General features: G+C 66.9%; 24 protein-coding genes. 13 read left to right on the top strand and 11 right to left on the bottom strand.

Annotated elements, in window-relative coordinates; translation table 11 throughout:
- The 4 genes from QOD90_RS06995 to malQ all read right to left on the bottom strand — a co-directional run.
- The coding region (locus QOD90_RS06995; RefSeq protein WP_526348008.1) for a ferredoxin reductase at window positions 1–709 on the bottom strand (709 nt) is incomplete at its 3' end.
- Entirely contained in the window at window positions 709–1,611 is a 903-nt protein-coding gene (locus QOD90_RS06990; RefSeq protein ID WP_526348007.1) for a metal-dependent hydrolase, read from the bottom strand. The genes QOD90_RS06995 and QOD90_RS06990, both read right to left, overlap by 1 nt.
- A gap of 89 nt (window positions 1,612–1,700) precedes the next feature.
- Window positions 1,701–2,111, bottom strand: coding sequence for a hypothetical protein (locus QOD90_RS06985; protein WP_526348006.1), 411 nt, complete (start codon window positions 2,109–2,111; stop codon window positions 1,701–1,703).
- Between the two features lie 65 nt (window positions 2,112–2,176).
- Window positions 2,177–4,315 (bottom strand): 4-alpha-glucanotransferase, encoded by a 2,139-nt coding sequence (gene malQ / locus QOD90_RS06980; protein ID WP_526348004.1) that lies wholly within the window; start codon window positions 4,313–4,315, stop codon window positions 2,177–2,179.
- Window positions 4,316–4,426: 111 nt separating this feature from the next.
- On the opposite strand from malQ, the gene QOD90_RS06975 reads away from it, so the two are divergent.
- Window positions 4,427–5,560 (top strand): MFS transporter, encoded by a 1,134-nt coding sequence (locus tag QOD90_RS06975; RefSeq protein WP_526348020.1) that lies wholly within the window; start codon window positions 4,427–4,429, stop codon window positions 5,558–5,560.
- Here QOD90_RS06975 and QOD90_RS06970 read toward each other — a convergent pair.
- Window positions 5,529–5,852 (bottom strand): DMT family transporter, encoded by a 324-nt coding sequence (locus tag QOD90_RS06970; RefSeq protein ID WP_526348002.1) that lies wholly within the window; start codon window positions 5,850–5,852, stop codon window positions 5,529–5,531. The genes QOD90_RS06975 and QOD90_RS06970 overlap by 32 nt on opposite strands.
- A complete protein-coding gene (locus tag QOD90_RS06965; RefSeq protein ID WP_526348000.1) occupies window positions 5,852–6,187 on the bottom strand; it encodes a DMT family transporter in 336 nt (111 codons plus the stop codon). Before QOD90_RS06965 ends, QOD90_RS06970 begins: the two co-directional genes overlap by 1 nt.
- Before the next feature lie 59 nt (window positions 6,188–6,246).
- On the opposite strand from QOD90_RS06965, the gene QOD90_RS06960 reads away from it, so the two are divergent.
- From QOD90_RS06960 to QOD90_RS06940, 5 genes are all read left to right on the top strand, one after another.
- A complete protein-coding gene (locus QOD90_RS06960; protein ID WP_526347998.1) occupies window positions 6,247–7,788 on the top strand; it encodes a carboxylesterase/lipase family protein in 1,542 nt (513 codons plus the stop codon).
- A 143-nt stretch (window positions 7,789–7,931) separates the two neighbouring features.
- Window positions 7,932–8,885, top strand: a complete 954-nt coding sequence (locus tag QOD90_RS06955) for a sterol desaturase family protein (protein WP_526348018.1) — start codon at window positions 7,932–7,934, stop codon at window positions 8,883–8,885.
- Between the two features lie 23 nt (window positions 8,886–8,908).
- Complete coding sequence (locus QOD90_RS06950; protein WP_526347996.1) at window positions 8,909–10,315, top strand: NAD(P)/FAD-dependent oxidoreductase; 1,407 nt, start codon at window positions 8,909–8,911, stop codon at window positions 10,313–10,315.
- Between the two features lie 116 nt (window positions 10,316–10,431).
- Window positions 10,432–11,061, top strand: coding sequence for a LysM peptidoglycan-binding domain-containing protein (locus QOD90_RS06945; RefSeq protein WP_526347994.1), 630 nt, complete (start codon window positions 10,432–10,434; stop codon window positions 11,059–11,061).
- A 96-nt stretch (window positions 11,062–11,157) separates the two neighbouring features.
- Window positions 11,158–11,877: an Rv1815 family serine proteinase gene (locus QOD90_RS06940; RefSeq protein WP_526347992.1), complete on the top strand. Its 720-nt coding sequence runs from the start codon at window positions 11,158–11,160 to the stop codon at window positions 11,875–11,877.
- 11 nt (window positions 11,878–11,888) lie between these two features.
- Here QOD90_RS06940 and QOD90_RS06935 read toward each other — a convergent pair whose 3' ends face one another.
- Window positions 11,889–12,104 carry a hypothetical protein gene (locus tag QOD90_RS06935; protein ID WP_526347990.1) on the bottom strand — a complete coding sequence of 72 codons (216 nt, stop codon included), beginning with the start codon at window positions 12,102–12,104 and terminating at the stop codon, window positions 11,889–11,891.
- Between QOD90_RS06935 and QOD90_RS06930 the strand changes: the two genes are divergently transcribed.
- The gene (locus QOD90_RS06930; protein ID WP_526347988.1) at window positions 12,094–12,525 is read left to right on the top strand and encodes a SecDF P1 head subdomain-containing protein; all 432 of its coding nucleotides are present in this window, start codon (window positions 12,094–12,096) and stop codon (window positions 12,523–12,525) included. The genes QOD90_RS06935 and QOD90_RS06930 overlap by 11 nt on opposite strands.
- Window positions 12,526–12,535: 10 nt before the next feature.
- Here QOD90_RS06930 and QOD90_RS06925 read toward each other — a convergent pair whose 3' ends face one another.
- Complete coding sequence (locus QOD90_RS06925) at window positions 12,536–12,973, bottom strand: nitroreductase/quinone reductase family protein (protein WP_526347986.1); 438 nt, start codon at window positions 12,971–12,973, stop codon at window positions 12,536–12,538.
- 111 nt (window positions 12,974–13,084) lie between these two features.
- Here QOD90_RS06925 and QOD90_RS06920 point away from each other — a divergent pair, with 111 nt between their 5' ends.
- The 3 genes from QOD90_RS06920 to QOD90_RS06910 are packed head-to-tail and all read left to right on the top strand — an operon-like array spanning window position 13,085 to window position 15,755.
- Window positions 13,085–13,768, top strand: a complete 684-nt coding sequence (locus tag QOD90_RS06920) for a TetR/AcrR family transcriptional regulator (protein WP_526347984.1) — start codon at window positions 13,085–13,087, stop codon at window positions 13,766–13,768.
- Between the two features lie 44 nt (window positions 13,769–13,812).
- Window positions 13,813–14,307, top strand: coding sequence for a VOC family protein (locus tag QOD90_RS06915; protein WP_526347982.1), 495 nt, complete (start codon window positions 13,813–13,815; stop codon window positions 14,305–14,307).
- A complete protein-coding gene (locus QOD90_RS06910; protein ID WP_526347980.1) occupies window positions 14,304–15,755 on the top strand; it encodes an FAD-binding protein in 1,452 nt (483 codons plus the stop codon). Before QOD90_RS06915 ends, QOD90_RS06910 begins: the two co-directional genes overlap by 4 nt.
- On the opposite strand, the gene QOD90_RS06905 is transcribed toward QOD90_RS06910, so the two are convergent.
- From QOD90_RS06905 to QOD90_RS06895, 3 genes are read right to left on the bottom strand one after another with little or no spacing between them, the layout of a single operon-like run.
- Window positions 15,752–17,644 carry an ABC transporter ATP-binding protein/permease gene (locus tag QOD90_RS06905; protein WP_526347978.1) on the bottom strand — a complete coding sequence of 631 codons (1,893 nt, stop codon included), beginning with the start codon at window positions 17,642–17,644 and terminating at the stop codon, window positions 15,752–15,754. The genes QOD90_RS06910 and QOD90_RS06905 overlap by 4 nt on opposite strands.
- Window positions 17,645–17,703: 59 nt before the next feature.
- The gene (locus QOD90_RS06900) at window positions 17,704–19,623 is read right to left on the bottom strand and encodes an ABC transporter ATP-binding protein/permease (protein WP_526348016.1); all 1,920 of its coding nucleotides are present in this window, start codon (window positions 19,621–19,623) and stop codon (window positions 17,704–17,706) included.
- Window positions 19,624–19,676: 53 nt separating this feature from the next.
- Complete coding sequence (locus QOD90_RS06895; protein ID WP_526347976.1) at window positions 19,677–21,587, bottom strand: ABC transporter ATP-binding protein/permease; 1,911 nt, start codon at window positions 21,585–21,587, stop codon at window positions 19,677–19,679.
- 157 nt (window positions 21,588–21,744) lie between these two features.
- Between QOD90_RS06895 and secA2 the strand changes: the two genes are divergently transcribed.
- The 3 genes from secA2 to QOD90_RS06880 are packed head-to-tail and all read left to right on the top strand — an operon-like array spanning window position 21,745 to window position 25,586.
- Window positions 21,745–24,072, top strand: coding sequence for an accessory Sec system translocase SecA2 (gene secA2 / locus QOD90_RS06890; protein WP_526348014.1), 2,328 nt, complete (start codon window positions 21,745–21,747; stop codon window positions 24,070–24,072).
- Window positions 24,073–24,082: 10 nt separating this feature from the next.
- Window positions 24,083–24,682: a CDP-alcohol phosphatidyltransferase family protein gene (locus tag QOD90_RS06885; protein WP_526347975.1), complete on the top strand. Its 600-nt coding sequence runs from the start codon at window positions 24,083–24,085 to the stop codon at window positions 24,680–24,682.
- Complete coding sequence (locus QOD90_RS06880; protein ID WP_526347973.1) at window positions 24,675–25,586, top strand: DUF881 domain-containing protein; 912 nt, start codon at window positions 24,675–24,677, stop codon at window positions 25,584–25,586. The genes QOD90_RS06885 and QOD90_RS06880 overlap by 8 nt, the downstream gene beginning before the upstream one ends.
- The last annotated feature ends 9 nt before the right edge of the window (window positions 25,587–25,595 follow it).

Below are 25,595 nucleotides of genomic sequence, written 5' to 3'. Positions count from 1 at the left end.
CGCGACAATCCCCGAGCAGGTCGGCCGCCGTCGGCAAACCGGCCTCGTCGTCGGTGCGGATCTCGATGCGGTCCCCGAAACGGGCCAGCTCCTCCAGGAACGGCAACGTGTCGCGGCTGCGGCCCGCGTAGACCATCGACCACTCGACGCCAAGGCGCTCCGCCTGCGCCAGCATCGGCAGGATTGGCGTGATGCCGATACCGCCCGCGATGAAGCGGAACCGCAGGGCTGGCGAGCCGTAACCGGGCACCGTCAACGGGAACGCGTTGCGCGGCCCGCTGGTCGTGATGGATGCGCCGACGATCAACTCGTCGTGTACCTCGATCGAGCCCCCGCCGCCAGAGGGGATGCGGCGCACCGCGATTCGGTACGCGTTGGTGACCTCGGGGTCCCCGCACAGCGAGTACTGCCGTACCCGACCGCTCGGCAGATGCACGTCGATGTGGGCGCCGGGATGCCAGCGCGGCAATGGGCCGCCGTCGGGAGCGGTGAACGTCAACGCGATCACGTCCTGATCGTGGGCGACCACCCGACGCTCGGTGACGACGAGCGGAAAGCTGCGGTCGACGCCGGACTGCGGCGCCGGATTCCGGACGGCGCCCGACAGGTTGAAGAACCCGGAGAGCACGGTGGCGGCAATCCCCACCGTCAGGTCGTGGCGCGACCGCCCCGAGACGCTCGGCGGCGCCTCACGGAACCGCGCGAACATCAAAGGTGCGCCGCGCGGGCCGCGGGGGAGCTGGCCAAGTAGGCGACGGCCTGCGCCGTCGACCCCATCTCCTCCGGTGAGAAGCGCGGGCGGAAGTACATGAAGGTGTTGGACCCGAACAGCTTTCGGTACTTGGGTAGCAGCCCGAGCTTCGAGTCGTGCATGCGCAGGCGCTGCATCCGGAACCAGCTCATGGAGAGGGTGGGGTCGTTCTTGGTCAGGTACCAGGCCCCGCGCTGGAAGAAGGTCGCCATCATGACGACGGCGATACCCATCGCGCGGATGCGGTCGAGGTAGCTGTCGTGAAAGTAGATCGCCACGTCGTGCGCGACCATGCGGTGCTCGACCTCTTCGCTACCGTGCCAACGGAACAGGTCCACCATCGTCGGGCTGGCGTCATGGTCGTCCCAGGAGCAGTTCAGCGAGAAGTCCCCGAGCACCGCGGTGTAGTGCTCAATGGCCGCGATCAGCCACAGCCGGTCACACAGATGGTTCAGCCTGCGCTTGGGGTCGGTGATCGACGGGTCGGGCGCCAGCACCTTCTCGAAGACGTACTCGATCTGGTCGAGGACGGGCTTCACGTCGATCCCGTGCACGACCATGTACTCGTGGAGCACCTTGTCGTGGACGTCGGCGTGGGTGGCCTCCTGGCCGATGAATCCGCGCATGTCCTCGGCCAGCTTCGGATCCTTCACCAGCGGAAGGGCCTCGTTGTACGCGGCGACGAACCAGCGCTCGGCGGCAGGCAACACGAGGTTCAGCAGGCTGATCATGTTGGACGCGACCGGATGCCCGGGAATCCACTGCAGCGGGATGTCTTCGACGTCGAAGTGCACCCGGCGGGCCTGGATCTGCACCGGCCCTGGATCGATCTCGGCATGGAAACGCTGTGGTCGCAACATTGCGGTCCCCTCATCGTCGTGTGGCGAGGAGAAGTCTACGGGATTCCGCGACTTACCTGGGAACGCGGGTACCGGGTTCTTGCCTGGCGTCAGCCGACCGGTACGGGAACCCCGATGGGTCCGCCGTACGTGCCCTGACCATTCCCTGGCGACGGTGCGTTGGGCGCGGCGGCGGTCGCAGGAGTGGAGTCCGTCGCGTTGTCGGCGGCCTTCTGCGTGCAGTCGAGGTCCAGGTACATCCGCCCGGCAGTGGTCATCTTCTGCGTGCTGACGATGCACGCGCTCTGGGGCAGATCACTGCCGAACGATCCACCGAAGAAACCCTTGACGCCCTGGGACTTGAGAATCTGAATCGCCTTGGCATACGGCTCGCCGACCACGTTGACCGAACTGTTGGCCGCTGGGGCCGCGACCGCGACGGCAGGCTGGATCAACGCCATCGAGGCGACGGCGGCGGGAACGGCGAGCGCGGCGGCTCCCAGCCCAAGTAGCTTCTTCACGTGACCTCCGGGTATTGCGGTGCGGTTGCGAACATAGCGCAGTTGAGCCTCTCGAGGAACTTCGGTCACTCGCGTGCAGGCGTTACTTGCACCCGCATCACGTCGGCCAGAGCAGCCGCCCGCGGATCGCTGAAAACGTCCTCGAGCAGCAGTTCCCTGCCGTTGGGGCCGGCCAGCTTGACCCGCCAGTTGGGATACTCGTTCGTCGTCCCAGGTTGATTCTGGGCGCGAACGTCGCCCACCGCATCCGGAAGCGCCAGCGCAAGCAGCCGCGACGGCGTCCGCCCGAGGTAGGCGTACAGGGCGCTGACGATCTCCTGAACGCTCGGATCGTCGCCGAGCAGGCCCATCGCCCGCAGTTCGGTGAACCACGCCTGCTGCTCAGCCCTGTCGTCGGCCAATTCCTCGGCGGCGGGACGCGTCAACAGCCCCAACTCTTGCCGAATGCGGACGTGTTCGCCCGCCAGATAACCCGCCGTCGGGGGTAGATCGTGGGTCGTGACCGATGACAGGCAGTACTCCCGCCACCGACGCGGGGGCAATGGGCCGCCGCCGCCGTCGCGATCCAGCTCGAACCACAGGATCGACGTGCCAAGCAGGCCGCGGTCGGCAAGGTAGTCCCTCACCCACGGTTCGACGGTGCCCAGATCCTCACCGACGACGACCGCGCCCGCGCGCTGTGCCTCCAGCGCGACGATGCCGATCAGCGCCTCGTGGTCGTACCGGACGTACGTGCCCTCGGTCGGTGCGGCGCCCTTCGGAATCCACCACAACCGGAACAGCCCGATGATGTGGTCGATACGCACCCCGCCGGCATGGCGCAGCACGGCGTTGACGAGTGCCCGGAACGGCTCGTAACCCTGCTCGACCAATTGGTCTGGTCGCCACGGCGGCTGCGACCAGTCCTGGCCAAGCTGGTTGTACTCGTCGGGCGGGGCGCCCACGCTGACGCCGAGGGTCAGCACGTCCTGCAGGGCCCACGCGTCGGCACCGTTCGGGTCGACGCCGACGGCCAGGTCGTGCATCACGCCGAGCGCCATACCGGCCTGAACGGCCGTCGCCTGCGCGGCCGTCAGCTGATCGTCGAGCTGCCATTGCAGCCACCTGTGGAAGTCGACGGCGTCGGCGCGCTTCGCGGCAAAGGCGGCGACCGCGTCGCCGGCCGGATGATGCAACTCCTCGGGCCACCGATGCCAGTCGTTGCCGTATTTTTCGGCCAGCGCGCACCAGATCGCGAAGTCGTCGAGGCTGCGACCCTCGCGCGCCAGGAAGGCCGCGTAGGCGAGGTCACGGCCGGCGGATCGCTTGACGCGGTAGATCGCCTTGAGCGCAGCCCGTTTGATCTTCCACACCGAGTCGCGGTCGATGAGCCGCGACTTCTTGGCGCGGCCCTGGGCCACCGAACGCGCCCTGCGCAGCTCGCCGCGGTCACCGACGTAGGCGAACTCCGGAATCGCCTCGACGCGCAGGTACATCGGATTGACGAAACGGCGCGAGGTGGGCAGGTACGGCGACGGCTCCATCGGTGCGACGGGCGCCGCGGCGTGCAGTGGGTTGACGAGGATGAAGCCCGCGCCGTACTTCGAGGACGACCACACCGCGAGGTCGGTCAGGTCCGTCAAATCGCCAATGCCCCAAGACTTCTCGGACCGGACACTGTAGAGCTGAGTGGCCAGTCCCCAGGTTCGTCCACCGCCGAGTGAGGCGGGCAGCTTCGCGGCATCGGGGGCGACGATGAGCGCGGCGTCGGCGTCGACCCCGCCCGCATTGACGTGCAGGCGGTGATAACCGGCCGGCAGATCCGCTGGCAGTTCGAACGTGGCCTCACCGATCGACCGGCCGTCGAGAACGTATGGCAGACGGTTGTTCTCCAGCTGGCGCAGGCCGGTGCGCACCGTGCCGTCCTCGAGGCGGATCCAGCAGCCGACGGGGTCACCGTCGGTGACGTGCACCCAGAACGACGCCGACCGACCCGCCTGCATCACGACCGTCGGCGGCAGGGTGCGTCGCCAGTGATCCCGATCGTGTGCCGACAACGCGGCCTGGCGCTGGTCCTCGGTGCCCGCCGTCACGCCGAGCGCGGCCAGAACCGAGGCCAGCGTCGACTCCGAGACCACCCGGTAGCCACCGGTCCAGTCGTTGTACGTCTCCGCCACGCCGTATCGGCGGGCGAGCTCGACCAACGAGCCGGCCAATTCAGTCATGGCGCCAATCTTGCCGGGAAACCTCCGGGTTCGCGTACCAGTATCGTCGGCTCAGTGGTGACAGCCGGTCTTGCACGACGCGACAGCCGGGCCCGCATCGCCGTTGCCGCGATGTTCCTCACCAACGGAGCCATCTTCGCGAATCTGGTGCCACGTTTTCCCGAACTGAAGACTGACCTTGCGCTGTCGAACACGGCCTACGGCATCGTCGTGGCGGCCTTTCCCGTCGGGGCGCTGGTCGCCGGGCTGGCCGCGGGGGCGATCATCCGCAGGCTCACCTCGGCCCGCACGGCCCTGCTCTGCACCATCGGCATCGGGCTGTTGGTGTTCGGAGCCGGGATGTCGACGACGCCCGTCCTGCTGGCGGTACTGCTGTTCGGCGGCGGGTTGTGCGACGCGGTCACCGACGTCGCGCAGAACGCGCACGGGCTTCGGGTGCAACGCGTCTACGGCCGGTCGATCATCAACTCACTGCACGCGGTGTGGTCGCTGGGCGCGGTGCTCGGCGCAGGCATGGCGGCGGCGGCGATCGCTCTGCACGTTCCGATCGGGATCCATCTCGGGGTGAGCGCCGCGATCTTCATCGCCGTAGCAGTCGGGGCCTACCCGTTCCTGTTGAAGGGACCCGATCAGCCCGAGCATTCGGAAGCGGATGCCGGCGCGGTGGGCAGGCCGGGCCGGCGGGTGTGCGGCGCGTTGCTGCTGCTGGTGCTCATCGCGATCGGGGGGGCCGTAATCGAAGACGCCGGAAGTTCCTGGGCGGCCCTGTACCTGGGCGGTGGCCTCGGTGCGGTCGGCGCCGTCACGGCACTCGGCTACGCCGCACTTCTCGCCTTCCAGTTCATCGGACGGGTGCTCGGCGATCGCATGGTCGATCGCTTCGGCGAACGCGCGGTGGCCCGCGGCGGTGGCCTCCTCGTTGCGGCCGGCATGGGGCTGGCGCTGGCCTTTCCGAGCGTGCCAGGCACTATCGCGGGCTTCGCGGCGGCCGGGCTGGGCGCCGCGACCGTCATCCCGGCTGCCATGCACGGCGCCGATCGGCTGCCTGGACTGCGGGCGGGCAGCGGGCTGGCGGCGTTGGCGTGGCTGATGCGGCTCGGCTTCGTGGGCGCGCCGCCGCTCGTCGGCATGATCGCCGACGCGACGAGCCTCCGTTTCGGTCTTTTGATCGTGCCGGTCGCGGGGTTGGCAATCGCCGCCGCCGCAGGGGTGCTCAGTGGACGACGCCCGCCAGTTCGATCGTGAGGACGCCGCCGATGATCAGCGCGATGCCGATCAGCATCTTGAGCGTCAACGGGTCCCCAAAGACGTAGCGGGCGATCACCGCGACGAGTGCGACACCGCATGCCGTCCACACGCCATAGGCGATGCCGACGGGCATGCCGAGTGCCAGCGTCAGCCACAACAGATAGAACGACGCCAGATAGCCTGCGACGACCGGGGTGATCCACGTCTTCTTGCGGAACCCGTCCGACGCACGCAAACCCAACGTCGCGAAGACCTCGACACCGATCGCGATCGATAGCACGAACCACATCACGGTGCGGAATCCTCTGGCCGGGAACCGAATTCGATGAACAAGACACCGGCGATGATCAGCGCGATGCCAAGGGCGATCGGCCAGGTGAACGGGTCGCGGAAGATCACCGCCGCCAACACCGCCCTCAAGGCCGTGCCCGTCGCGCCCCAGATGCCGTAGGTGACACCGACCGGCAGGCCCTCGCGCAGGACCAGGGTCAGCAGCGTGAAGGCGATCCCGTAGCCAAGGACGACGGCCACCAGCCAGGCGCCGTGATCCTGCGATGCCCGCAGCGACAATGTCGCCGCGACCTCACTGACGATGGCCGCGGCCAGCAGCACCCACGTTCGCACCGCATCACCGTAGTCTCCGGCGAGTGGCCACTTTGGTGCGGCGCGATATCGTCGTCCTCATGACCGAAGCCCCCGTCGTCGACACCGCCCACGGACGCGTCCGGGGTACCGACGACGGAACGGTCAAGTCGTGGAGGGGAGTTCGGTACGCGGCTCCGCCCGTCGGCGAGCTGCGGTGGCGGGCGCCCCAGTCACCCGACCGCTGGACCGACGTCGCCGATGCCACCAGGGTCGGGCCGGTCTGCCCGCAGCCCACCGACCCACGGATCCCGATCGACCTCGGCGCCCCCCAGGGCGACGACTCCCTGACGCTGAACGTGTGGGCGTCCTCGGACACCGAGGCCGGTGACGGCAAGCCCGTGATGGTGTGGGTGCACGGCGGTGCGTACGTGCTCGGGTCGTCGGCCCAATCGCTGTACCGCGGCCGGGCGTTGGCGGGCGGCGGCGACGCCGTCATCGTCACGGTGAACTACCGCCTCGGCGCGTTCGGGTTCCTCGACCTGTCGTCGTTCAGCACGGAACGCACCCGCTTCGAGAGCAACCTCGGGTTGCGAGACGTGCTGTTCGCGCTCGCGTGGGTGCGTGACAACATCACCGCATTCGGGGGAGATCCCGCCCGGGTCACGTTGTTCGGTGAATCCGCTGGCGCGGGCATCGTGACCACGCTGCTAGCCAGTCCGGCCGCCGGCGGGCTGTTCTCGGCGGCGATCGCGCAGAGCTCGCCTGCGACGTCGGTCTACGACGCCAGCCGATCCCGCGGCATCGCCCAGCAGTTCCTGGACACCCTCGGCGTCGGGGCCGACGACGTCGACCGTCTGCCCGCCGCACCCATGAGCGAGCTGCTGATCGCCTCGAAGCGGCTGTTCGACGAGGTACCGCTCCGCACGCCGGGCACGCTGGCCTACGCGCCGATCGTCGACGGAGACGTAGTGCCCGACTATCCCGTCGCCGTCGCGCGGGCGGGCGGCACCCACCCGGTGCCGCTGATCATCGGCACCAACAAGCACGAGGCGGCGCTGTTCCGCTTCATGAAGTCGCCGTTGATGCCCATCACGCCCGCGGCCATCAAGGCAATGTTCGACGGGATCGCCTCCGAGCAGCCGGGCCTGCAGCTTCCCAGCGAGGCTCAGCTGGGCTCGGCCTACAAGGGCCGCGGAAAGACGCCCGGCATGGGCGTCGCCCGCGACATCGGCTTCCGGATGCCGACGATCTGGTTCGCCGAGGGCCACGGCGCGGTCGCACCGGTGTACACCTACAGGTTCGACTGGGCGACGCCGATGTTGCGGCTGTTGAGGCTCGGTGCCGCGCACGCCACGGAGCTGCCATATGTGTGGGGCAATCTCGTTGCCGGAAGCAAGGATCCGACGTTCAAACTGGGCGGCCTCAAGACGGGCACCGCACTATCGGAGCGCATCCGCACCCGATGGCTGAACTTCGCGGCGACCGGCGAACCGACCGGCCCGGAGGGGGAGCCGCACTGGCGGCGCTACCGCGACGAGGACCGGGCCACCCTGCTGCTCGACAAGAGCGACGCAGTGGTCGAGGATCCCGATCGGCCGCTGCGCGAGGCGTGGGGGACCGACGTTCTGAGCTTCCGCTAGGTCGCCTCGCGGGCGAGTGCGCTCGCCAAGGTGCAGCCACGCAGAAGAACTCTGACCTGAGTAGTTGCACTCTCGCGGGACACCGTGGCTGACAACGGCGAGGTAGCTAAGATCCAGTCGCAAGGGAGGTGAACGTGAACTGGTTGGACGGTGTCCGCGGCTTCCTGGACGTGCTGCCACCGCAGATGCGCGATCCCGTGCTGTTCGCGATCCCCTTCTTCCTCCTGCTCCTCATCCTGGAGTGGACGGCGGCCCGCAAGCTCGACCGTCTCACCGACGAGCGCTTGCGCGAGGAGCCGACCGGCACCGACGAGCGCGCCCCGTCCGGGGCCTACCTGCGGCGTGACGCGTGGGCCAGCATCGCGATGGGGCTGGTGTCGATCGCAACGACGGGCGCGTGGAAGCTGCTCGCGCTGCTCGGCTACGCCGGGCTGTACGCCTACGTCGCCCCTTGGCACCTGGCGTCGACCGCCTGGTACACGTGGGTCATCGCGCTCGTCGGTGTCGACCTGCTGTTCTACACGTATCACCGGATCGCGCACCGCGTCCGACTGGTGTGGGCCACCCACCAGGCACACCACTCCAGCCAGTACTTCAACTTCGCGACCGCGCTGCGGCAGAAGTGGAACAACAGCGGTGAGATCCTCATCTGGATTCCGTTGCCGCTGCTCGGAATTCCTCCGTGGATGGTGTTCGCCAGCTTCTCCGTGAACCTCGTCTATCAGTTCTGGGTGCACACCGAACGCATCGACAGGATGTGGCGCCCCATCGAGTACGTCTTCAACACCCCGTCGCACCACCGGGTTCATCACGGCATGGATCCGGAGTACCTCGACAAGAACTATGCAGGCATCCTCGTCGTCTGGGACCGCCTCTTCGGCACTTACCAGGAGGAGCTGTTCCGACCGCACTACGGCTTGACCAAACAGGTGTCGACCTACAACATCTGGAAGCTGCAGACCCACGAATACGTGGCCATCGCACGCGACGTCAAGCACGCCGACCGCCTGCGCGACGGGTTCGGCTACGTCTTCGGCCCGCCGGGCTGGGCTCCGAGGCGCCCAGCGGTGGTCGACGTCGCGGCGGCGCGGCCGTAGCGGCTCTCGGTAGTGTCTCCGCTGTGGAAACCGTCTTCGACGCCGACGTCGATCCCGCACTGGTCGAGAGATCCCTAGCCGTCAGCGCCTTCGGATCGATGTGGCTCGACATCGACCGGCCCAACCATCCGAAATTGGACCAGGACGTGGCCTGCGACCTGCTCGTCGTCGGCGGGGGGTACGCCGGCCTGTGGACGGCACTGCATGCCGCGCAGCGAGATCCGGATCGACGCGTCGTGCTCATCGACGCCCACCGCATCGGATGGGCCGCCTCCGGCCGCAACGGTGGATTCGTCGAGGCCAGCCTGACCCACGGGCAGGAGAACGGAAAGACGCGGTGGCCCAACGAGATCGAGCAACTCGACAAGATGGGCCTGGAGAACCTGGACGGCATGCAGGCTGAGATCGAACGCCTCGGTCTCGACGTCGAATGGCAACGGACCGGAATGCTGGGCGTTGCGACCGAACCACATCAGGTGGAGTGGCTTAGAGACTCGGCGGCCGAAGGCGAGGGCCGGTTCCTCGACCAGGTCGCGGTGCGCGCCGAAGTGAACTCGCCGACGTTCCTCGCCGGCCTGGAACACCGCAGCACGTGCGCCATCGTTCACCCCGCCAAGCTGGCCCTCGAGCTGGCGCGCGCGTGCACGGAGGCAGGCGTGCGGATCTACGAGCACACCAACGCCAAGGCGTTGAACTCCGGCAACGTGTCGATTCAGGTGCACACCGGCGACGCCGTCATCACGGCCAGGCAGGTCGTGCTGGCGACCAACGTCTTCCCGCACCTGCTGCGGCGCAACCGGTTCTACACGGTGCCCGTCTATGACTACGTGTTGGCCACCGAACCGCTGACGAACGCTCAGGTGCAGAGCATCGGATGGCAGAACCGCCAAGGAATTGGCGACTCCGCCAACCAGTTTCACTACTACCGCATGACCGAGGACAACCGGATCGTGTTCGGTGGCTACGACGCCGTCTACCACTTCGGCCGCAAGGTCGACGCGAACTATGAAGACCGGCCGGATACCTACCGCAAGCTCGCCGCGCACTTCTTCATCACGTTCCCGCAACTGGAGGACGTCCGCTTCAGCCACCGATGGGCAGGTGCGATCGACACGAACACCCGGTTCTGCGCGCACTGGGGCTTGGCCCGCGAGGGCCGCGTTGCCTACGTCAACGGTTTCACGGGACTCGGCGTTGGCGCGGCGAGATTTGCCGCCGACGTCTGCCTAGACCTGCTCGGGGGTGTGCCGACTGCGCGCACCGAGTTGGACATGGTGCGTGAGAAACCACTGCCGTTTCCTCCCGAGCCCTTTGCCAGCATCGGCATCCAGGCGACCCGGTGGTCACTGGACCGCGCGGATCATTCGGCGGGTCATCGCAACGTTCTGCTGCGCACCCTCGACGCTCTCGGCCTTGGCTTCGACTCCTAGCCAAGCACGCAACCGATTGTTCGCCAACCGTTTTGCTTGCGTGGACCCGAACTGCCCATGAGGTGCACGGCGGCCAGTAGGCTCGGTCTAGCCGACGCGGAAGGGGTAAGAAAATCGTGGGAGACAGACTTCAAGACGGAGAGAAGTTGGAGGTCGGTCAGTCGCTTACGTCACTAAACGAGGCGTACAAGCTGACCCTGCAGGACGACGGAAACCTCGTGCTGTACTCCGGCACCGAATCCATCTGGTCGACGGGCACCAACGGACAGAACGTGGTCCGCGCCGAGGTTCAGTCCGACGGCAACTTCGTCCTCTACACGCCCGACGATGCGGTGTGGGCCAGTCAAACGAAGGGCGCCAAGGACGTTCGACTGATCCTTCAGAATGATCGAAACCTGGTGCTGTACGGATTCGATGGACCGGCGTGGTCGTCGAACACCCAAACCGACGAGGTACCCGCACCGCCACCGCCACCCGCCGAGGCGCCGGTAGAGGCAGAGGTGGTGCCAGCGGCCGTCACCGAGGAGGCGTCGCCGGCCGAGGCGCCCGCACCACCACCGCCACCGCCACCGCCACCGCCGCCACCGCCAGCACCCCGGACGTACACCGTCGTGTCGGGTGACACGCTGTGGGCCATCGCGGAACGGTTCTACGGCGACGGCAACAAGTACCACCAAATCGCTGAAGCGAGCGGGATCTCGAACCCCGATCTGATCCATCCCGGTCAAGTCGTCACGATTCCGTAGGGCAAGTACCCGAGGCGGCCCGCACCTTCTTGGTGCGGGCCGCCTTTGCCGTGGGTACGCTGAGGCTTCATCTACCTCTAGCGATCGGAGCCGACGTTGCGCCGAAAGTGTTTGCGCGCGGTCGTACTGGCAACCGCTTCGATCGCGATGCTCAACGTTGCGCTGTCGTCCGCCCCTGCCAATGCCGCCCCCGGCGCACTTGTCCATCCGGGCATGGAGATTCGGCAGGACAACAACAAGTGCACGCTGGGGTTCGTCGACGTGCAGACGCGGACGGCGTACACCGCCGGACACTGCCGCGGGAGCGGAATGGTCGGAGACAAGGATGGAAACGTCGTCGGCCACCAAACGGTCTTTCGCGACGACACGCCGAACGGTGCCACGGTCGCCACCGACCACATGATCTCCGACTGGGAGGCCATCGCGCTTGCGCCCGACGTCCAGATCAACGACGTCCTGCCCGGCGGCAGGGCGCTGTCATTCGATCCGTCGGTCGTGCCGCAACAGGGTCAGCGGGTGTGCCACTTCGGGGTGGTGACCGGTGAGAGCTGTGGCACTGTAGAGGCCGTCAACAACGGGTGGTTCACGATGGCCAACGGCGTCATCAGTGAGAAGGGTGATTCGGGTGGCCCCGTCTATGTACTCACCGATGACGGGCGCGCCGTCATCGTCGGAATGTTCAACAGCACCTGGGGTCAGTATCCCGCCGCCGTGTCATGGCCGACCACCGATCAGCAGATCCACCAAGAGGTCCTCACTGCCGCCTCCGGCAACGCACCCGCCGTACTTCCACCGGGGGACCTCCCACCTGCGTAGCCGCTGATGCGCTACAGGTTGTATTCGTGGTTCTCGTGGTTCTCATCGGGGGAGCCGTGGACGGCACGCAGGGTCATGATCGCGATGCTGGCGTCGGTCGGCATCCTGGCCATGATCAGCACCATCGTCGTCGGGGTGGCGATGGCGTTCATGATGAAGGACTCCGCGCCCGTCGCCCAGCGGACCGCCGCGATGCCGACGACGAGAACCCCACCAGTGATTGGCATTCCGCTGGCGGTGCGTCCCGTGGTCGCGGTCCCGTTGGTGGCCAACGCGGAGGACTGCCCGCCGGTTCCACCGCCGACACCACCGGAAGCGCCGATCCGAGTGTGCGACGTCGACAAGGCTGCCGTATACGAACTCGGCCCAGTTGCGTTGGCGCTGAACCTGACTGGGGCCACCGAGACGAAGCTGCCGACCAGCGAATTCCATACCGTGCAAATGTCGATGGATCAGGCGTCCAGTACGGCCTTCGCGCAGTACACCGCGGCGAACATCGGTAAGCAGCTCGCCTTCGTCCGCAACGGCGTCGTGCTCGCCGCACCCGCCATCAGCCAGCCCATCGACGGACAGTCGATTCAGATCTCCGGCGAGCTCAGTGCGTCCACCGCAGCCACGATTTCGAAGATGTTGCGCGACGGCGCATGACGGGCGGAAGTCACATCAACTCGAAGACCGGGATGGACGGTGCGACCGCGCGGATCTGCTCGTCGGTCGAGTCGGGTGCCAGGCCGCCGACATGCCCCTTGACCTCCCAGTACCAGCGGTCCAGATAGAGCTTCAGCAGCCGCGGCTTGGCCTCGTCGGCGACCTCGCTGATCCGAACCTGGCGGCCGCGCCACCGCGGACCGATCTCGACCTCGCCGGCGGCCCTGGCGTTGCGGACCCATTGGGTGTTGCCGCGCGGCGAGACCACGAAGTCACGACCGTCGACGGTCATCAGGTTGATGACCACCCCGCGGAGCGTGCCGGTCTTGCGGCCGCGGACGCGCAGCGCGTGCGTCCCCGCGACGCTAACGCCGGCTTCGGCGAGCCACCGGAACACTTCGTTCGCGGCACGGGCGACGCGGTTGGGTTCGTCGTAACGAGTGGTCATGTCGGTCTCCTCTGGGATTGAGCGATACGAGAGCATTGCTCTCCCTGGAGAATGTCACGACTCGGTGGCAAAATCAAGAGCGTTGCTCTCGTTTCGTGCGACACTTGGCCCATGGGGAAGCGTCAGGACACCCGCAACCGGATCGAACGAGAGATCGTCGAGATCGGCCGCCGACACCTGGTGACCGACGGCGCGGCCGGACTCTCGTTGCGCGCCATCACCCGTGACCTCGGCATGGTCTCCTCGGCCGTATATCGCTACGTGGCCAGCCGCGACGATCTATTGACCCTGCTGATCGTCGACGCATACTCCGACCTGGCGGACGCGGTGGACCGCGCGGGCGAGGCCGCCACCGGCTCGTGGCGCGACCGGCTCCTCGCGATGGCGCGGGCGGCCCGGCGCTGGGCCGTCGACCAGCCGGCGAGCTGGGCGTTGATCTATGGCACCCCGGTTCCCGGCTACCGTGCACCCGCCGACACGACCGTCGGGCCGGGAACGCGCGTCGTGGGTGCACTGCTCGCAGTGATGGCCGAGGGCGTCGCCGCGGGCGACGTGCCCGACTCGGGAGACCGCCCCTCCCGAGCAACGTCTGCGGACTTCGACGGCGTGCGCAACGAGTTCGGCTTCACCGGCGGCGATGCGACCGTGATGAAGTGCTTCCTACTGTGGGCCGCGCTCGTCGGGGCGATCAGTCTCGAGGTATTCGGTCAGTACGGCGCCGACACGCTCTCGGACCCCGCCGACGTCTTCGACGGCCAGATTCGCCTGGTCATCGCCGCGACGACACTAAACTAGAACACGTTCTAGCCAGAGGTCGCCGCCGAGGATATCCTCAAGCGATGCATGACCAGACACCTGTCCAGATCGCGTGGGTGACCCGCGACCTCGACGCGACGGAGAAGGCGATCACCCGGTTGATGGGCGCCAAGAAGTGGGTGCGGATGCCTGAGGTTCACTTCGCCCCCGATACCTGCACGCACCGTGGCCAGCCCGCCGACTTCGTCGCCAACATCTCGCTGTCTTACGCCGGAGACACTCAGCTGGAGCTGATCGAACCGGTCCGCGGCGAGAGCGTCTACACCGAGTTCCTCGACGCGTCGGGTCCTGGATTGCATCACGTCTGCATCGAGGCGGCCGACGTCGACGGCTTCGATGCCATGGTGCGCGACGCCGAGCTGGGCGGCACGCCGGTGCTCTCCCAGGGCGTCATGCCCGGCGGCATGCGGTTCGCCTACGTGTCCGCCCCTGACGCCGGCGTCCCCTACCTCGAGATCGCGCACGTCCCCTCCGAGATCCAGGCCTTCTTCGACTACGTAAAACAGGAGCAACAGTGAGCACGCACATTCCCGAGACCGTCGCCGCGGCAGACGTCGCGGAGTGGTCCGACGACGTCGACGTCGTGGTCGTCGGTTTCGGCATCGCCGGTGGCTGCGCCGCGGTCAGCGCGGCCGCCGCAGGGGCGCGCGTCGTCCTCCTGGAACGCGCGGCAGCGGCAGGCGGCACGACGTCGATGGCGGGCGGGCACTTCTACCTCGGCGGCGGCACCGCGGTGCAGCAGGCGACGGGTCACGACGACAGTGCCGACGAGATGTACAAGTACCTGGTCGCCGTCTCACGCGAACCGGAGCTCGACAAGATCCGGGCCTACGCCGACGGCAGCGTCGAGCACTTCAACTGGTTGGAGGACTTGGGTTTTCAGTTCGAGCGCAGTTACTACCCGCACAAGGCCGTCATCCAGCCCAACACCGAGGGCCTGATGTTCACCGGCAACGAGAAGGTATGGCCGTTCAAGAACCAGGCCATCCCCGCCCCGCGGGGCCACAAGGTGCCCGTGCCCGGTGACACGCAGGGCGCCAGCATGGTGGTCGACCTGCTCGTCAAGCGCGCCGCCGAACTCGGCGTCGACGTGCGTTATGAGACCGGTGCTGCCGGTCTGGTGGTCGAGGACGGCGCCGTCGTCGGCGTTGCGTGGAAGCGGTTCGAGGACACCGGAAACATCCGTGCGAAGGCCGTCGTCATCGCCGCGGGCGGCTTCGTGATGAACCCCGAAATGGTCGCGACGTACACCCCGAAGCTCGCCGAGAAGCCGTTCGTGCTCGGCAACACCTACGACGATGGACTCGGCATCCGGCTCGGCGAGTCAGCGGGCGGCGCCACCAAGCACATGGACCAGATCTTCATCACCGCACCGCCGTATCCGCCGGCGATCCTGCTGACCGGGATCATCGTCAACAAGAACGGTGAGCGCTTCGTCACCGAGGACTCCTACCACTCGCGCACGTCGGGCTACGTGATGGACCAGCCCGACAGTGCGGCGTTCCTGATCGTCGACGAAGCACATTTGGAACGCCCAGAGATGCCACTGATTCCCCTGATCGACGGGTGGGAGACCGTCGAGGAGATGGAAGCCGCTCTCGGAATCCCCGAGGGCAACCTGGTCGCCACCCTGAACCACTACAACGAGCACGCCGCCAATGGCGAGGACCCCGACTTCCACAAGCAGCCGGAATTCCTTGCCGCCCAAGACAAGGGGCCGTGGGGCGCCTTCGATCTGTCGCTTGGCAAGGCGATGTACGCCGGCTTCACCGTCGGTGGGCTCGCCACCTCGCTCGACGGGGAGGTCCTTCGCGAGGACGGTAGCGCGGTGCCCGGTCTGTACGCCGCGGGCGCCTGCGCATCCAACATCGCCCAGGACGGCAAGGGGTATGCCAGCGGCACCCAACTCGGCGAGGGATCGTTCTTCGGGCGACGCGCAGGCACGCACGCCGCGGCACTGCCCTAGCCGACCGGAGCCAGCCGCCACTGCCCGGAGCCGAGCAGTTCCAGCCGATCGTCGTGGTGCTGCTCGACGGTGCCGCGGTGGCTCACGCTGACCACGACGCAGTCCGGCAGCCGCTCGCGAAGCGTCCGGTAGAGCGCGAATTCCTGACCCTCGTCGAGCGCCGAGGTGGACTCGTCGAGGAAGACGGCGCTCGGCGCATTCAGCAGCACCCGTGCGAACGCGATGCGCTGCTGCTCGCCGGGGGACAGCACCTTCGACCAGTCGGTCGTCTCGTCCAACCGCGATCCGAGGTGGCCCAGCGCGACATCGTCGAGAGCCGACCGAATCTCGTTGTCGGCGAGGGAATCTGCCGCCGCGGGATAGCACACGACGGTCCGCAGGTGACCCAACGGCGCGTAGGGCAGCTGCGGCAGGAACATCACCGCATCGACCGCGGGGTAGCGGACGGTGCCCGAGGCGTACGGCCACATCTCGGCGAGGCTACGCAGCAGGGTGGTCTTGCCCGTTCCCGAGCGGCCCGTGATGACCAACGACCCGCCTGCGGCCAGCCGCACCGCGAGCCCGTCGATCAGCGAGTCGCCTGCGGGGGAGCGCACGTCTACGTCCGCGATCTCGACGGCACCGTCGGCGCTGTCCTCGACCATCAGATGACTTAGCGCCCTTGCCATTTCGTTGGCAGCGAGCAGGCCGTCGAGTCGAATGATCGTCGCGCGATAACTGGCGAACGAGTCGTAGACGGCACGGAAGAAGGACAGCGAGCTCTGCACCGACCGGAACGCGCTCGAGGACTGACTGACGTCGCCGAAGTTGATCTCACCCGCGAAGAGACGAGGCGCCTGCACGATGAGCGGTAGCGGGTCGACGATCTGCGACATGGCCTTGTTCCAGCCGAGGAAGGCCACCCCCCGCCACACCAGCCTCCGGTAGTTGACGATGATCCTGGCGAACCTCTCCGACAACACTTTTCGCTCGACGCGCTCGCCGCGGGAGAAGCCCACCGACTCGGCCGCATCACGCACCCGCACCAGGGCATACCGGAAGGCGGCGTTGGTCATCTCGTTCCGGAAGCTCAGCCGGATGATCGGGCGACCGATCCAGAACGACACCACCGTCGCGACGGCAACGAACACCAGCACGATCCAGAACAGGGCCTTCGGCACCGTCACCCCGACGAACGTCAAGGGACCGGACAGGTTCCACAGAATCGGAGTGAACGCCACCACCGACACGATCGAGTACACCGCCCCGAACAGCAGCGTGGTCGACGTTCCGACCGTCGGCGTGTTCGTCTCCGGCCCAGTCCCCGTGGTGAACACGTCGATGTCCTGCTGAATGCGCTGATCCGGATTGTCTATCGGCTCGTCGACGAACCGCCCGCGGTAGTACGCCCGCCCGTCGAACCAGTCGCTCGTCAACCGGTCGGTGAGCCACACCCGCCACCGAATGATGAAGAACTGCATCAGATACAGGTCCAGCAGGGTCTGCGCGAGGTAGGCGAGGACGAGAAGGGCGAAGACCACGATCGAGAACCAGAAGCCGCGGATACCCGAGTCCCGCACCGCGTCATTGCCCGAACTGGCACCCTCGAAGGCGACCTGCAGCGCGGTGTATTGATCGTTGCCGTAGTAGCTGAACAGCACGTCCATCCGAACCGAGAACATCACCGACAGCAGCAGCACCCCGACCAGCAACCACACCGCAATGCTCTGTCGCCCAGTGAAATACGGTCCGGTGATGCGCCAGTACTGCCTGCCCCAGCTGGTGAACCGCGCCAGGATCACCAGCACGATCAGCATCACCACGGCGCTGATCGACCACGCCTTGGCGACCCAGATCAGGGACGCGACGACCTCGTTTCCCCAGTCGAGCGACGGGGTGAACATCTCCATGCCGGGAAGCTACCCGCACTCCGGCGGGCAGGAGCGAAGCGACCCGGGAACTGTTCCAGCTACACCGGGACGGGCTCCGGCTCCTCACCGAGATCGCTGAGCTGCCACGCCCCGTCGCCGAGCAGGCGCAGTTCCCTGTCGTGGTGCTGTTCGACGGTCTTGCGGTGGCTCACGCTGACCAGGATGGTGTCGGGCAGTTCGGTGCGGACGAGCCGGTACAGCGTCATCTCCAGACCCTCGTCCAACGCGGACGTCGACTCGTCGAGGAAGACGGCCTTCGGCTTGGTCAGCAGGATGCGAGCGAACGCAATCCGCTGTTGCTCACCGGGGGAGAGCACCTTGGCCCAGTCCTGAACCTCGTCGAGTCTCGCGTTGAGGTGTGGCAGCGAAACCCGCGTCAGCACGTCTTGCAGCTCTGACTCCTCGAGTTCGCCTTCCTCACAGGGATAGGAGACGACGGCCCGCAGATCACCGAGCGGCACGTACGGCATCTGCGAGAGGAACATCGTCTCGTTCGGACCGCAGGGCCGAGTCAGCGTTCCGGAGGTGAACGGCCACAGTTCCGCGAGACTGCGCAGCAGGGTGGTCTTGCCGGTACCCGACTTGCCGGTGATCACCAGGGTGTCGCCGATGCCGAGTCGCAGGTCCAGCGAGTTGATCAGCTGCGTGCCGTCGGGCGTGCGGACCTCGATCTTCTCGAGTTCCACCGTGCCGTCCACGCAGTCCGCCGTCGTGACGGCAGGCAACTGCCTGCCCTCCTCGTTGGCCACCACCAGACCCTCGAGACGGATGATCGCCGCTCGGTATCCGGCGAACTGGTCGTACGCGTTGCGGAAGAAGGACAACCCGTCCTGGATGCTGCCGAACGCCGACGCGGACTGGGTCATGTCACCCAACTGGATCTCGCCGGCGAAGAACCGCGGAAACTGCAGCACGTACGGCAGCGGCACGATGACCTGGCTGAGGGAGAGGTTCCAGCCGTAGAAGCCGATCATCCGGTTGATGTACCGCTTGTAGTTGGCCACGACGGACGCGAAGCGCTGCCGCAAACCCGTCCGTTCGGCGATCTCGCCGCGGTAGAAGGCGACCGCCTCCGACGCGTCACGCAGGCGGACCAGGGCATAGCGGAACGCCGCGTTGAACTTCTCGTTGTCGAACGCGAACCAGATGATCGGCTTGCCGATCCAGAACGCGATCACCGACGCGAACACCACGTAGCCGAGGCCAATCCAGAACATGGCCTTAGGGAGAGTGAAACCGAACAGCGTCAGCGGCCCCGAGAGGCTCCAGAGGATGGCGGTGAACGAGATCATCGAGGCCACCGCGTCGATCGCGCCGAACAGCAGCGTCGAGCCGGTGGTGTTGTTGGGGGTATTTGGCGTCGGTCCGACACCGGTGGTGAAGATGTCGATGTCGGTCTGGATTCGCTGATCGGGGTTGTCGATCGTGTCGTCGATGAAGCGGGCGCGATAGTAGGCCCTGCCGTCGAGCCAGTCCCCGGTGAGCCGATCGGTCAGCCAGGCCCGCCACCTCAAAATGAACCGCTGCATCAGGAACAGATCCAGCATCACCCGCGCGACGTAGATGGTCGCCAAGATGCAGAACACGATGATCGAAAACCAGAAGCCGTGCTTGCCGGATTCTCTGACTGCCTGATCGCCACTCGCCAAGCCCGCGGCCACCACTTGGAAGCTGGTCGACAAGTCGTTGCCGTAGTAGCTCAGCAGCACCGAAAGGCGGACGCCGATGATGACCGACAGCAGCAGTCCCGCCAACCAGAGCCAGACCACGATGCTCGAGCGGCCGGTGAAGTAGGCGCCCGTGACGCGCCAGAACTGGCGGCCCCACGTCGTGAAGCGGCCGATCAGCACCAAGATGATCATCGTGGCTGCCGCGGCGATCGCCCATGCCTGCGCAATCCACCACAGGGACGTCAGCCACTCCTCGCCCCAATCCAGGGTCGGGGTCCACAGGTCCATTCCGTCCATCCGGGCAAGGTACCCCGACTAGCTGCTGTCAGCCCTGCAAGGGGTCACGTCGCGGCGGACACCGCATCGAGTCGCCACCCGCCCGCACCCAGCAGCTCGAGTTGCCGGTCGTGATGCTGCTCGACGGTCTCCCGGTGGCTGACGCTGACGAGGATCGAGTCGGGCAGTTCGGCTCGAAGCAACCGGTAGAGCATCATTTCCAAGCCCTCGTCCATTGCGGACGTCGACTCGTCGAGGAACACCACCCGTGGCTTGTTGAGGAGGATCCTGGCGAAGGCGATGCGCTGCTGCTCACCGACGGACAGCACCTTGGCCCAGTCCTTGATTTCGTTGATCCGAATGATGAGGTGTGGCAGCGCCACCTTGAGCAGTGCCTGCTGAATCTGCGCCGCGTCGATCTCTCCTTCTGATCGCGGGTAGGACGTGACGGCCCGCAGATCGCCGAGCGGGAGATAGGGCAGCTGTGCGACGAACATCACCTCGCGCTCCTCGACCGGGAACCGCACCCGGCCCGAGGCGTGCGGCCACAGTCCCGCAAGACTTTCCAGCAGCGTGGTCTTGCCGCTGCCCGACGGTCCGGTGATCACGACGCTCTCGCCGGGATCGAGTTGCGCGTCGAGCGCTTGGACCAAGAGCTGACCGTCGGGTGTCCGGACGTCCACGCCCTCGAGTCGCACCGCACCGTCCGACGACTCCTCGATCAGCAGCTGCGGAACCACCCTGGTGCGCTCGTTCGCCTTGAGCAGACCATCGAGACGGATCAGCGCCGCCCGGTAACTCGCGAACGCGTCGTAGGCGTTGCGGAAGAACGACAGCGCATCGTGGATGGCGTGGAACGCCGTCGCCGACTGCATGACGTCACCGAACGAGATCTCGCCCGCGAAGAGTCGTTGGGCCTGAACGATGTACGGCAGTGGGTTGATCGCCTGGCTCACCGACAGGTTGAACCCCAGGAAGACCACCATGCGGTTCAGCCAATGCCGGTAGTTGGTGATGACGGCATCGAGCCGCGTGGTGAGCTGTCGACGTTCGGCATCCTCGCCGCGATAGAGGCCGACGGCGCTCGCGGCCTCCTTCAACCGGATCATCGCGTAGCGAAAGCTGGCGTTGCGGAATTCATTGAGAAAGCTCAGCCGGATCAGCGGGCGGCCGATCCAGAACGCGACGATCGTCGCCACCAGCACGTAGCCGATGACGATCCAGAACAGCGCCTTCGGCAGCGTCACGTCGAAGACCGTCAGTGGACCCGACAAGTGCCACATGATCACCCCGAACGACGCCACGCTCAGGACGGCTTCGACGGCACCGAACAGCAGGGTGTTACCCGACCCGTGCGACGGCGTATTCGGCTCGCCCGTCACGGTGGTGACGATGTCGATGTCCTGCTGGATGCGCTGATCCGGATTGTCGATCGGTGCGCTCATCAGTTGCCCGCGGTAGTAGGCGTAGCCATCGAGCCAGTCGTCGACCAGGCGGTGCGTCAACCACACCCGCCACCGAATCGTGAACCGCTGCATCAGGTACAGGTCGAGCAGGGACCGGACGGTTGCGACCGTCGCCAGGACGGCAAAGATCCGCATCGACTCCCAGAACCCGTCGATGCCGGTGCCCTTCAGCGAGCCATCCGGTTCGGTGTTGCCCTCGAAGGCCACCTGCAACGACGAGAACAGGTCGTTGGCGTAGTAACTGAGCAGCACGCTGATCCGCACCGCCACGACCGCGGACACCAGCAGGGCCGCCAGCACCAACCACGCGCCGACGCGTGACTCGCGGGCGGTGAAGTACGGGCCGTTGATCCGCCAGAACTGACGGCCCCATTCGGTCAGGCGACCGAGCAGGACGAGAACGACGACGAGGCAGACGGCGGTGACGCCGAAGATCTTGAGCACCCACAGGCTCGACGCGAGGAGTTCATTGCTCCAATCGACTGAGGGCTTGAACTCTGGAGATTCCATCAGGCTCCTCCGCGGGCGTCGGGCGACACCGCTGTGCGGGAAGTTACTACCCTCCGCGAACGTGCGCTTTCTGCCCTCCGGGCACGGCGTGTCGCGTGCCAACACGCGCGCTCGCGGGGCGATCGCGGGCGCCGCGTACCGTGAACGCGTGCCAAAGATCGCGCCGAAGAACAAAGACCGCACTTCCGGTCGGCTGAGCAACCGGTTCTGGAAGCTGCTCGGCGCCAGTACCGACAAGGACCAGGCTCAGTCGATGGACCTGGTGCGCGCCTCGGCCGAGTTCGACGACAAGGCGGCAGGCCTCGACGACGAGAAGCTGCAGAAGGCCGCGATGCTGCTCAACCTCGACCAGCTCGCCGAGTCGGCCGACATCCCGCAGTTCCTCGCCATCGCCCGTGAAGCGTCCGATCGCGCAACGACGCTGCGGCCGTTCGACGTTCAGCTGCTCGGCGCCCTGCGGATGCTGGCGGGTGACGTCGTCGAGATGGCGACCGGCGAGGGCAAGACGCTGGCAGGCGCGATCGCCGCGGCCGGCTACGCCATCGCCGGGCGCAGCGTGCACGTCATCTCCGTCAACGACTACCTGGCCCGACGCGACGCCGAGTGGATGGGCCCGCTGCTCGAGGCGATGGGCCTCTCCGTCGGCTGGATCACCGCCGAGTCCACCGCCGACGAGCGCCGCGCCGCCTACGCGTGCGACGTGACGTATGCGTCGGTCAACGAGATCGGCTTCGACGTCCTGCGCGACCAGTTGGTGACCGACGTCGAGGACCTGGTGTCACCCGACCCCGACGTCGCCCTCATCGACGAGGCCGATTCGGTACTCGTCGACGAGGCATTGGTCCCGCTGGTCCTGGCCGGCACCACACACCGCGAGACGCCGCGGCTGGAGATCATCCGGATGGTCGGCGAATTGGTCTCCGGCAAGGATTACGACACCGACGCCGACCGCCGCAACGTTCACCTCACCGACGTCGGCGCCCGCAAGCTCGAGAAGGAACTCGGCGGCATCGACATCTACTCCGAGGAGAACGTCAGCACCACGCTGACCGAGATCAACGTGGCCCTGCACGCCCACGTACTGCTGCAGCGCGACGTCCACTACATCGTCCGCGACGACCGCGTTCAGCTGATCAACGCCTCGCGCGGACGCATCGCGCAGCTTCAGCGCTGGCCCGACGGACTGCAGGCAGCCGTCGAGGCCAAGGAGGGCATCGAAACCACCGAGACCGGCGAGGTGCTCGACACCATCACGGTCCAAGCACTGATCAACCGCTACCCAACGGTGTGCGGGATGACCGGCACCGCCCTGGCCGCCGGCGAGCAGCTGCGGCAGTTCTACAAGCTCGGGGTGTCGCCGATCCCGCCGAACACCCCAAACATCCGCGAGGACCAAACCGACCGCGTCTACATCACCGCCGCCGCGAAGATCGACGCCGTCATCGACCACATCAAGGCGATCCACGCGACCGGCCAGCCGGTGCTCGTCGGCACCCGCGACGTCGCCGAATCCGAGGAACTGCACGAACGGCTCGTCAAGGCCGGGGTCCCGGCCGTGGTGCTGAATGCCAAGAACGACGAGGAGGAGGCGCGCGTCATCGCCGAGGCGGGGACGCTGAACTCGGTGACCGTGTCGACCCAGATCGCGGGCCGCGGCACCGACATCCGCCTCGGCGGCTCCGACGAGACCAACCACGATGACGTCGCCGAGCTCGGGGGGCTGCACGTCATCGGCACCGGCCGCCACCACACCGAACGGCTGGACAACCAGCTGCGCGGCCGCGCCGGACGCCAGGGCGACCCCGGCTCGTCGGTGTTCTTCTCCAGCTGGGAGGACGACGTCGTCGTCTCGCACCTCGACCCGGAGAAGCTGCCGATGGGGACCGACGAAGACGGCCGCATCACAGCCGACAAGGCCGCCCAACTCCTCGAACACGCCCAGCGCATCGCCGAGGGCAGGCTGCTGGACGTACACGCCAACACCTGGCGCTACAACCAGCTCGTCGCGCAGCAACGCGCGATCCTGGTCGAGAGGCGAAACACGTTGTTGCGCACGGCAACCGCCCGCCAAGAACTGGCCGAACGGTCCCCGGAACGCTACGAGGAACTCGCCGCGAAGATCGACGAAGAGCAGCTCGAGACGATCAGCCGCCAAATCATGCTCTACCACCTGGACCGCGGCTGGGCCGACCACCAGGCCTACCTGTCGGACATCCGCGAGAGCATCCACCTGCGCGCGCTGGGAAGGCAGAACCCGCTCGACGAATTCCACCGACTCGCCGTCGACGCCTTCGCCTCGCTGGCCGCCGACGCCATCGAGGCCGCGCAGCAGACCTTCGAGACCGCCAACGTCATCGAAGACGAGCAGGGACTCGATCTATCCAAACTCGCACGGCCGACCTCGACGTGGACCTACATGATTCACGACAATCCACTGTCGGAAGACTCCATGTCCGCGCTGAGTCTGCCAGGGGTGTTCCGCTAGGTTCGTCTGCATGGACACGACGGGGGATCGGGTTCTCACCATTCCCAACGCGCTCAGCGTGTTGCGGTTGATCCTGGTCCCGGTCTTCATCTACCTGCTCGTCGTGGACGCCAACGCCTGGGCCGTCGCGGTACTCATGTTCAGCGGCTTCTCCGACTGGGCCGACGGCAAGATCGCCCGGCTCGTCGCCAACCAGTCGTCGAAACTGGGCGCGCTGCTCGATCCCGCGGTCGACCGGATCTACATGATCGTCGTCCCGGTGGCGATGGCGGTCGACGGCATCGTGCCGTGGTGGTTCGTGGCGGTGCTGATCGCACGCGACGTCGTGCTCGCGCTGACCCTGCCGATCCTGCGCAGCCGCGGGCTGACCGCGCTGACCGTCACCTACATCGGCAAGGCCGCCACGTTCTCGTTGATGTCGGGTTTCCCGCTCGTCCTGCTCGGCCAATGGGAAGCGCTGTGGAGCCGCGTGATCCTGGCCATCGGCTGGGCCTTCCTCGGCTGGGGGATGGCGATGTATCTGTGGTCGGGCGTGCTGTACCTCGTCCAGGTCACCATGGTGGTTCGGCAGCTGCCGCGCCACGCGCCCGGTAGCCGGGGGAATGCCTGACGACGAGCGCGCGCTCGGCGGCTACAGCCCGGACGCCGGACGCAACGCTCACCTGGCGGGCGCACCGACGTTGATCCCGGTGCCGTCGCTGCTGCGGTCGCTGCTGTCCGAACATCTCGATCCCGGATACGCCGCGGCCGCCGAGCGGCGCACGGCAGGCAAGCCCCGCAGGGCGGCGTCGAACTGGACCTGGCAGATTCTCGCGGGGCTGCTGGTCACGACGGTCTTCGCCGCCGCAGCAGCCCAGGCGCAATCCGTCGCCCCCGCGACACAGGCAACCAGGGGGGTGCTCGCCGCGGGGGTGCAGAACGCCCAACGGGCGACCAACGATGGCACCGCCCGCCGCGACACCCTGGCCGGGCAGGTCGAATCGGAACGGCGCAGCCGCCTGGAGGGTGACGAGCGTGGCCGCAGGTTGCTCGCCAATCTCGACGTCGCGGAGTTCGCCGCGGCGGCCACCGCCGTCCACGGCCCTGGGTTGACCGTCACCGTCACCGAACCCAGCGCCGCGCGCGACCTCAGCGACGTGTCGAAGCAGCGCGTGGCGGGAAGCCCGCAGGTCATCCTCGACCGCGATCTGCAACTCGTCGTCAACTCGCTGTGGGTCAGCGGCGCAGAGGCCATTGCCGTCGGAGGCGTGCGGATCGGGCCCAACGTCACCGTGCGGCAGGCGGGCGGCGGCCTGCTCGTCGACAACCAGCCGATCAGCAATCCATACGTCGTGCTCGCGATCGGCCCGCCGCACGGGATGCACGACGTCTTCGACCAGAGTCCGGCCCTTGCCAGGCTGCGGATCCTCGAAGCGTCGTACGGGGTCGTCGTCAACGTCAGCGAAACCGACGATCTCAGATTGCCCGCCGGATCCGTGCGAGACGTCAACTTCGCCAAGCAGATTGGGCCATGATGCAGACTC

Origin of the sequence: Mycobacterium sp. (assembly GCF_032161845.1) — a bacterium.
Taxonomy (GTDB): Bacteria; Actinomycetota; Actinomycetes; order Mycobacteriales; family Mycobacteriaceae; genus Mycobacterium.
This window is presented reverse-complemented; position numbering and strand designations above follow the sequence as displayed.

Excerpts from the sequence above, each read along its gene's own strand:
- QOD90_RS06905 (WP_526347978.1), bottom strand. The coding sequence starts at position 17,644 with ATGGAGATGTTCACCCCGTCGCTCGACTGGGGAAACGAGGTCGTCGCG.
- malQ (WP_526348004.1), bottom strand. The coding sequence starts at position 4,315 with ATGACTGAATTGGCCGGCTCGTTGGTCGAGCTCGCCCGCCGATACGGC.
- QOD90_RS06975 (WP_526348020.1), top strand. The coding sequence starts at position 4,427 with ATGTTCCTCACCAACGGAGCCATCTTCGCGAATCTGGTGCCACGTTTT.
- QOD90_RS06880 (WP_526347973.1), top strand. The coding sequence starts at position 24,675 with ATGCCTGACGACGAGCGCGCGCTCGGCGGCTACAGCCCGGACGCCGGA.
- QOD90_RS06915 (WP_526347982.1), top strand. The coding sequence starts at position 13,813 with ATGCATGACCAGACACCTGTCCAGATCGCGTGGGTGACCCGCGACCTC.
- QOD90_RS06935 (WP_526347990.1), bottom strand. The coding sequence starts at position 12,104 with ATGCCAATCACTGGTGGGGTTCTCGTCGTCGGCATCGCGGCGGTCCGC.
- QOD90_RS06920 (WP_526347984.1), top strand. The coding sequence starts at position 13,085 with ATGGGGAAGCGTCAGGACACCCGCAACCGGATCGAACGAGAGATCGTC.
- QOD90_RS06925 (WP_526347986.1), bottom strand. The coding sequence starts at position 12,973 with ATGACCACTCGTTACGACGAACCCAACCGCGTCGCCCGTGCCGCGAAC.
- QOD90_RS06885 (WP_526347975.1), top strand. The coding sequence starts at position 24,083 with ATGGACACGACGGGGGATCGGGTTCTCACCATTCCCAACGCGCTCAGC.
- QOD90_RS06990 (WP_526348007.1), bottom strand. The coding sequence starts at position 1,611 with ATGTTGCGACCACAGCGTTTCCATGCCGAGATCGATCCAGGGCCGGTG.
- QOD90_RS06900 (WP_526348016.1), bottom strand. The coding sequence starts at position 19,623 with ATGGACCTGTGGACCCCGACCCTGGATTGGGGCGAGGAGTGGCTGACG.
- QOD90_RS06970 (WP_526348002.1), bottom strand. The coding sequence starts at position 5,852 with ATGTGGTTCGTGCTATCGATCGCGATCGGTGTCGAGGTCTTCGCGACG.
- QOD90_RS06960 (WP_526347998.1), top strand. The coding sequence starts at position 6,247 with ATGACCGAAGCCCCCGTCGTCGACACCGCCCACGGACGCGTCCGGGGT.
- QOD90_RS06895 (WP_526347976.1), bottom strand. The coding sequence starts at position 21,587 with ATGGAATCTCCAGAGTTCAAGCCCTCAGTCGATTGGAGCAATGAACTC.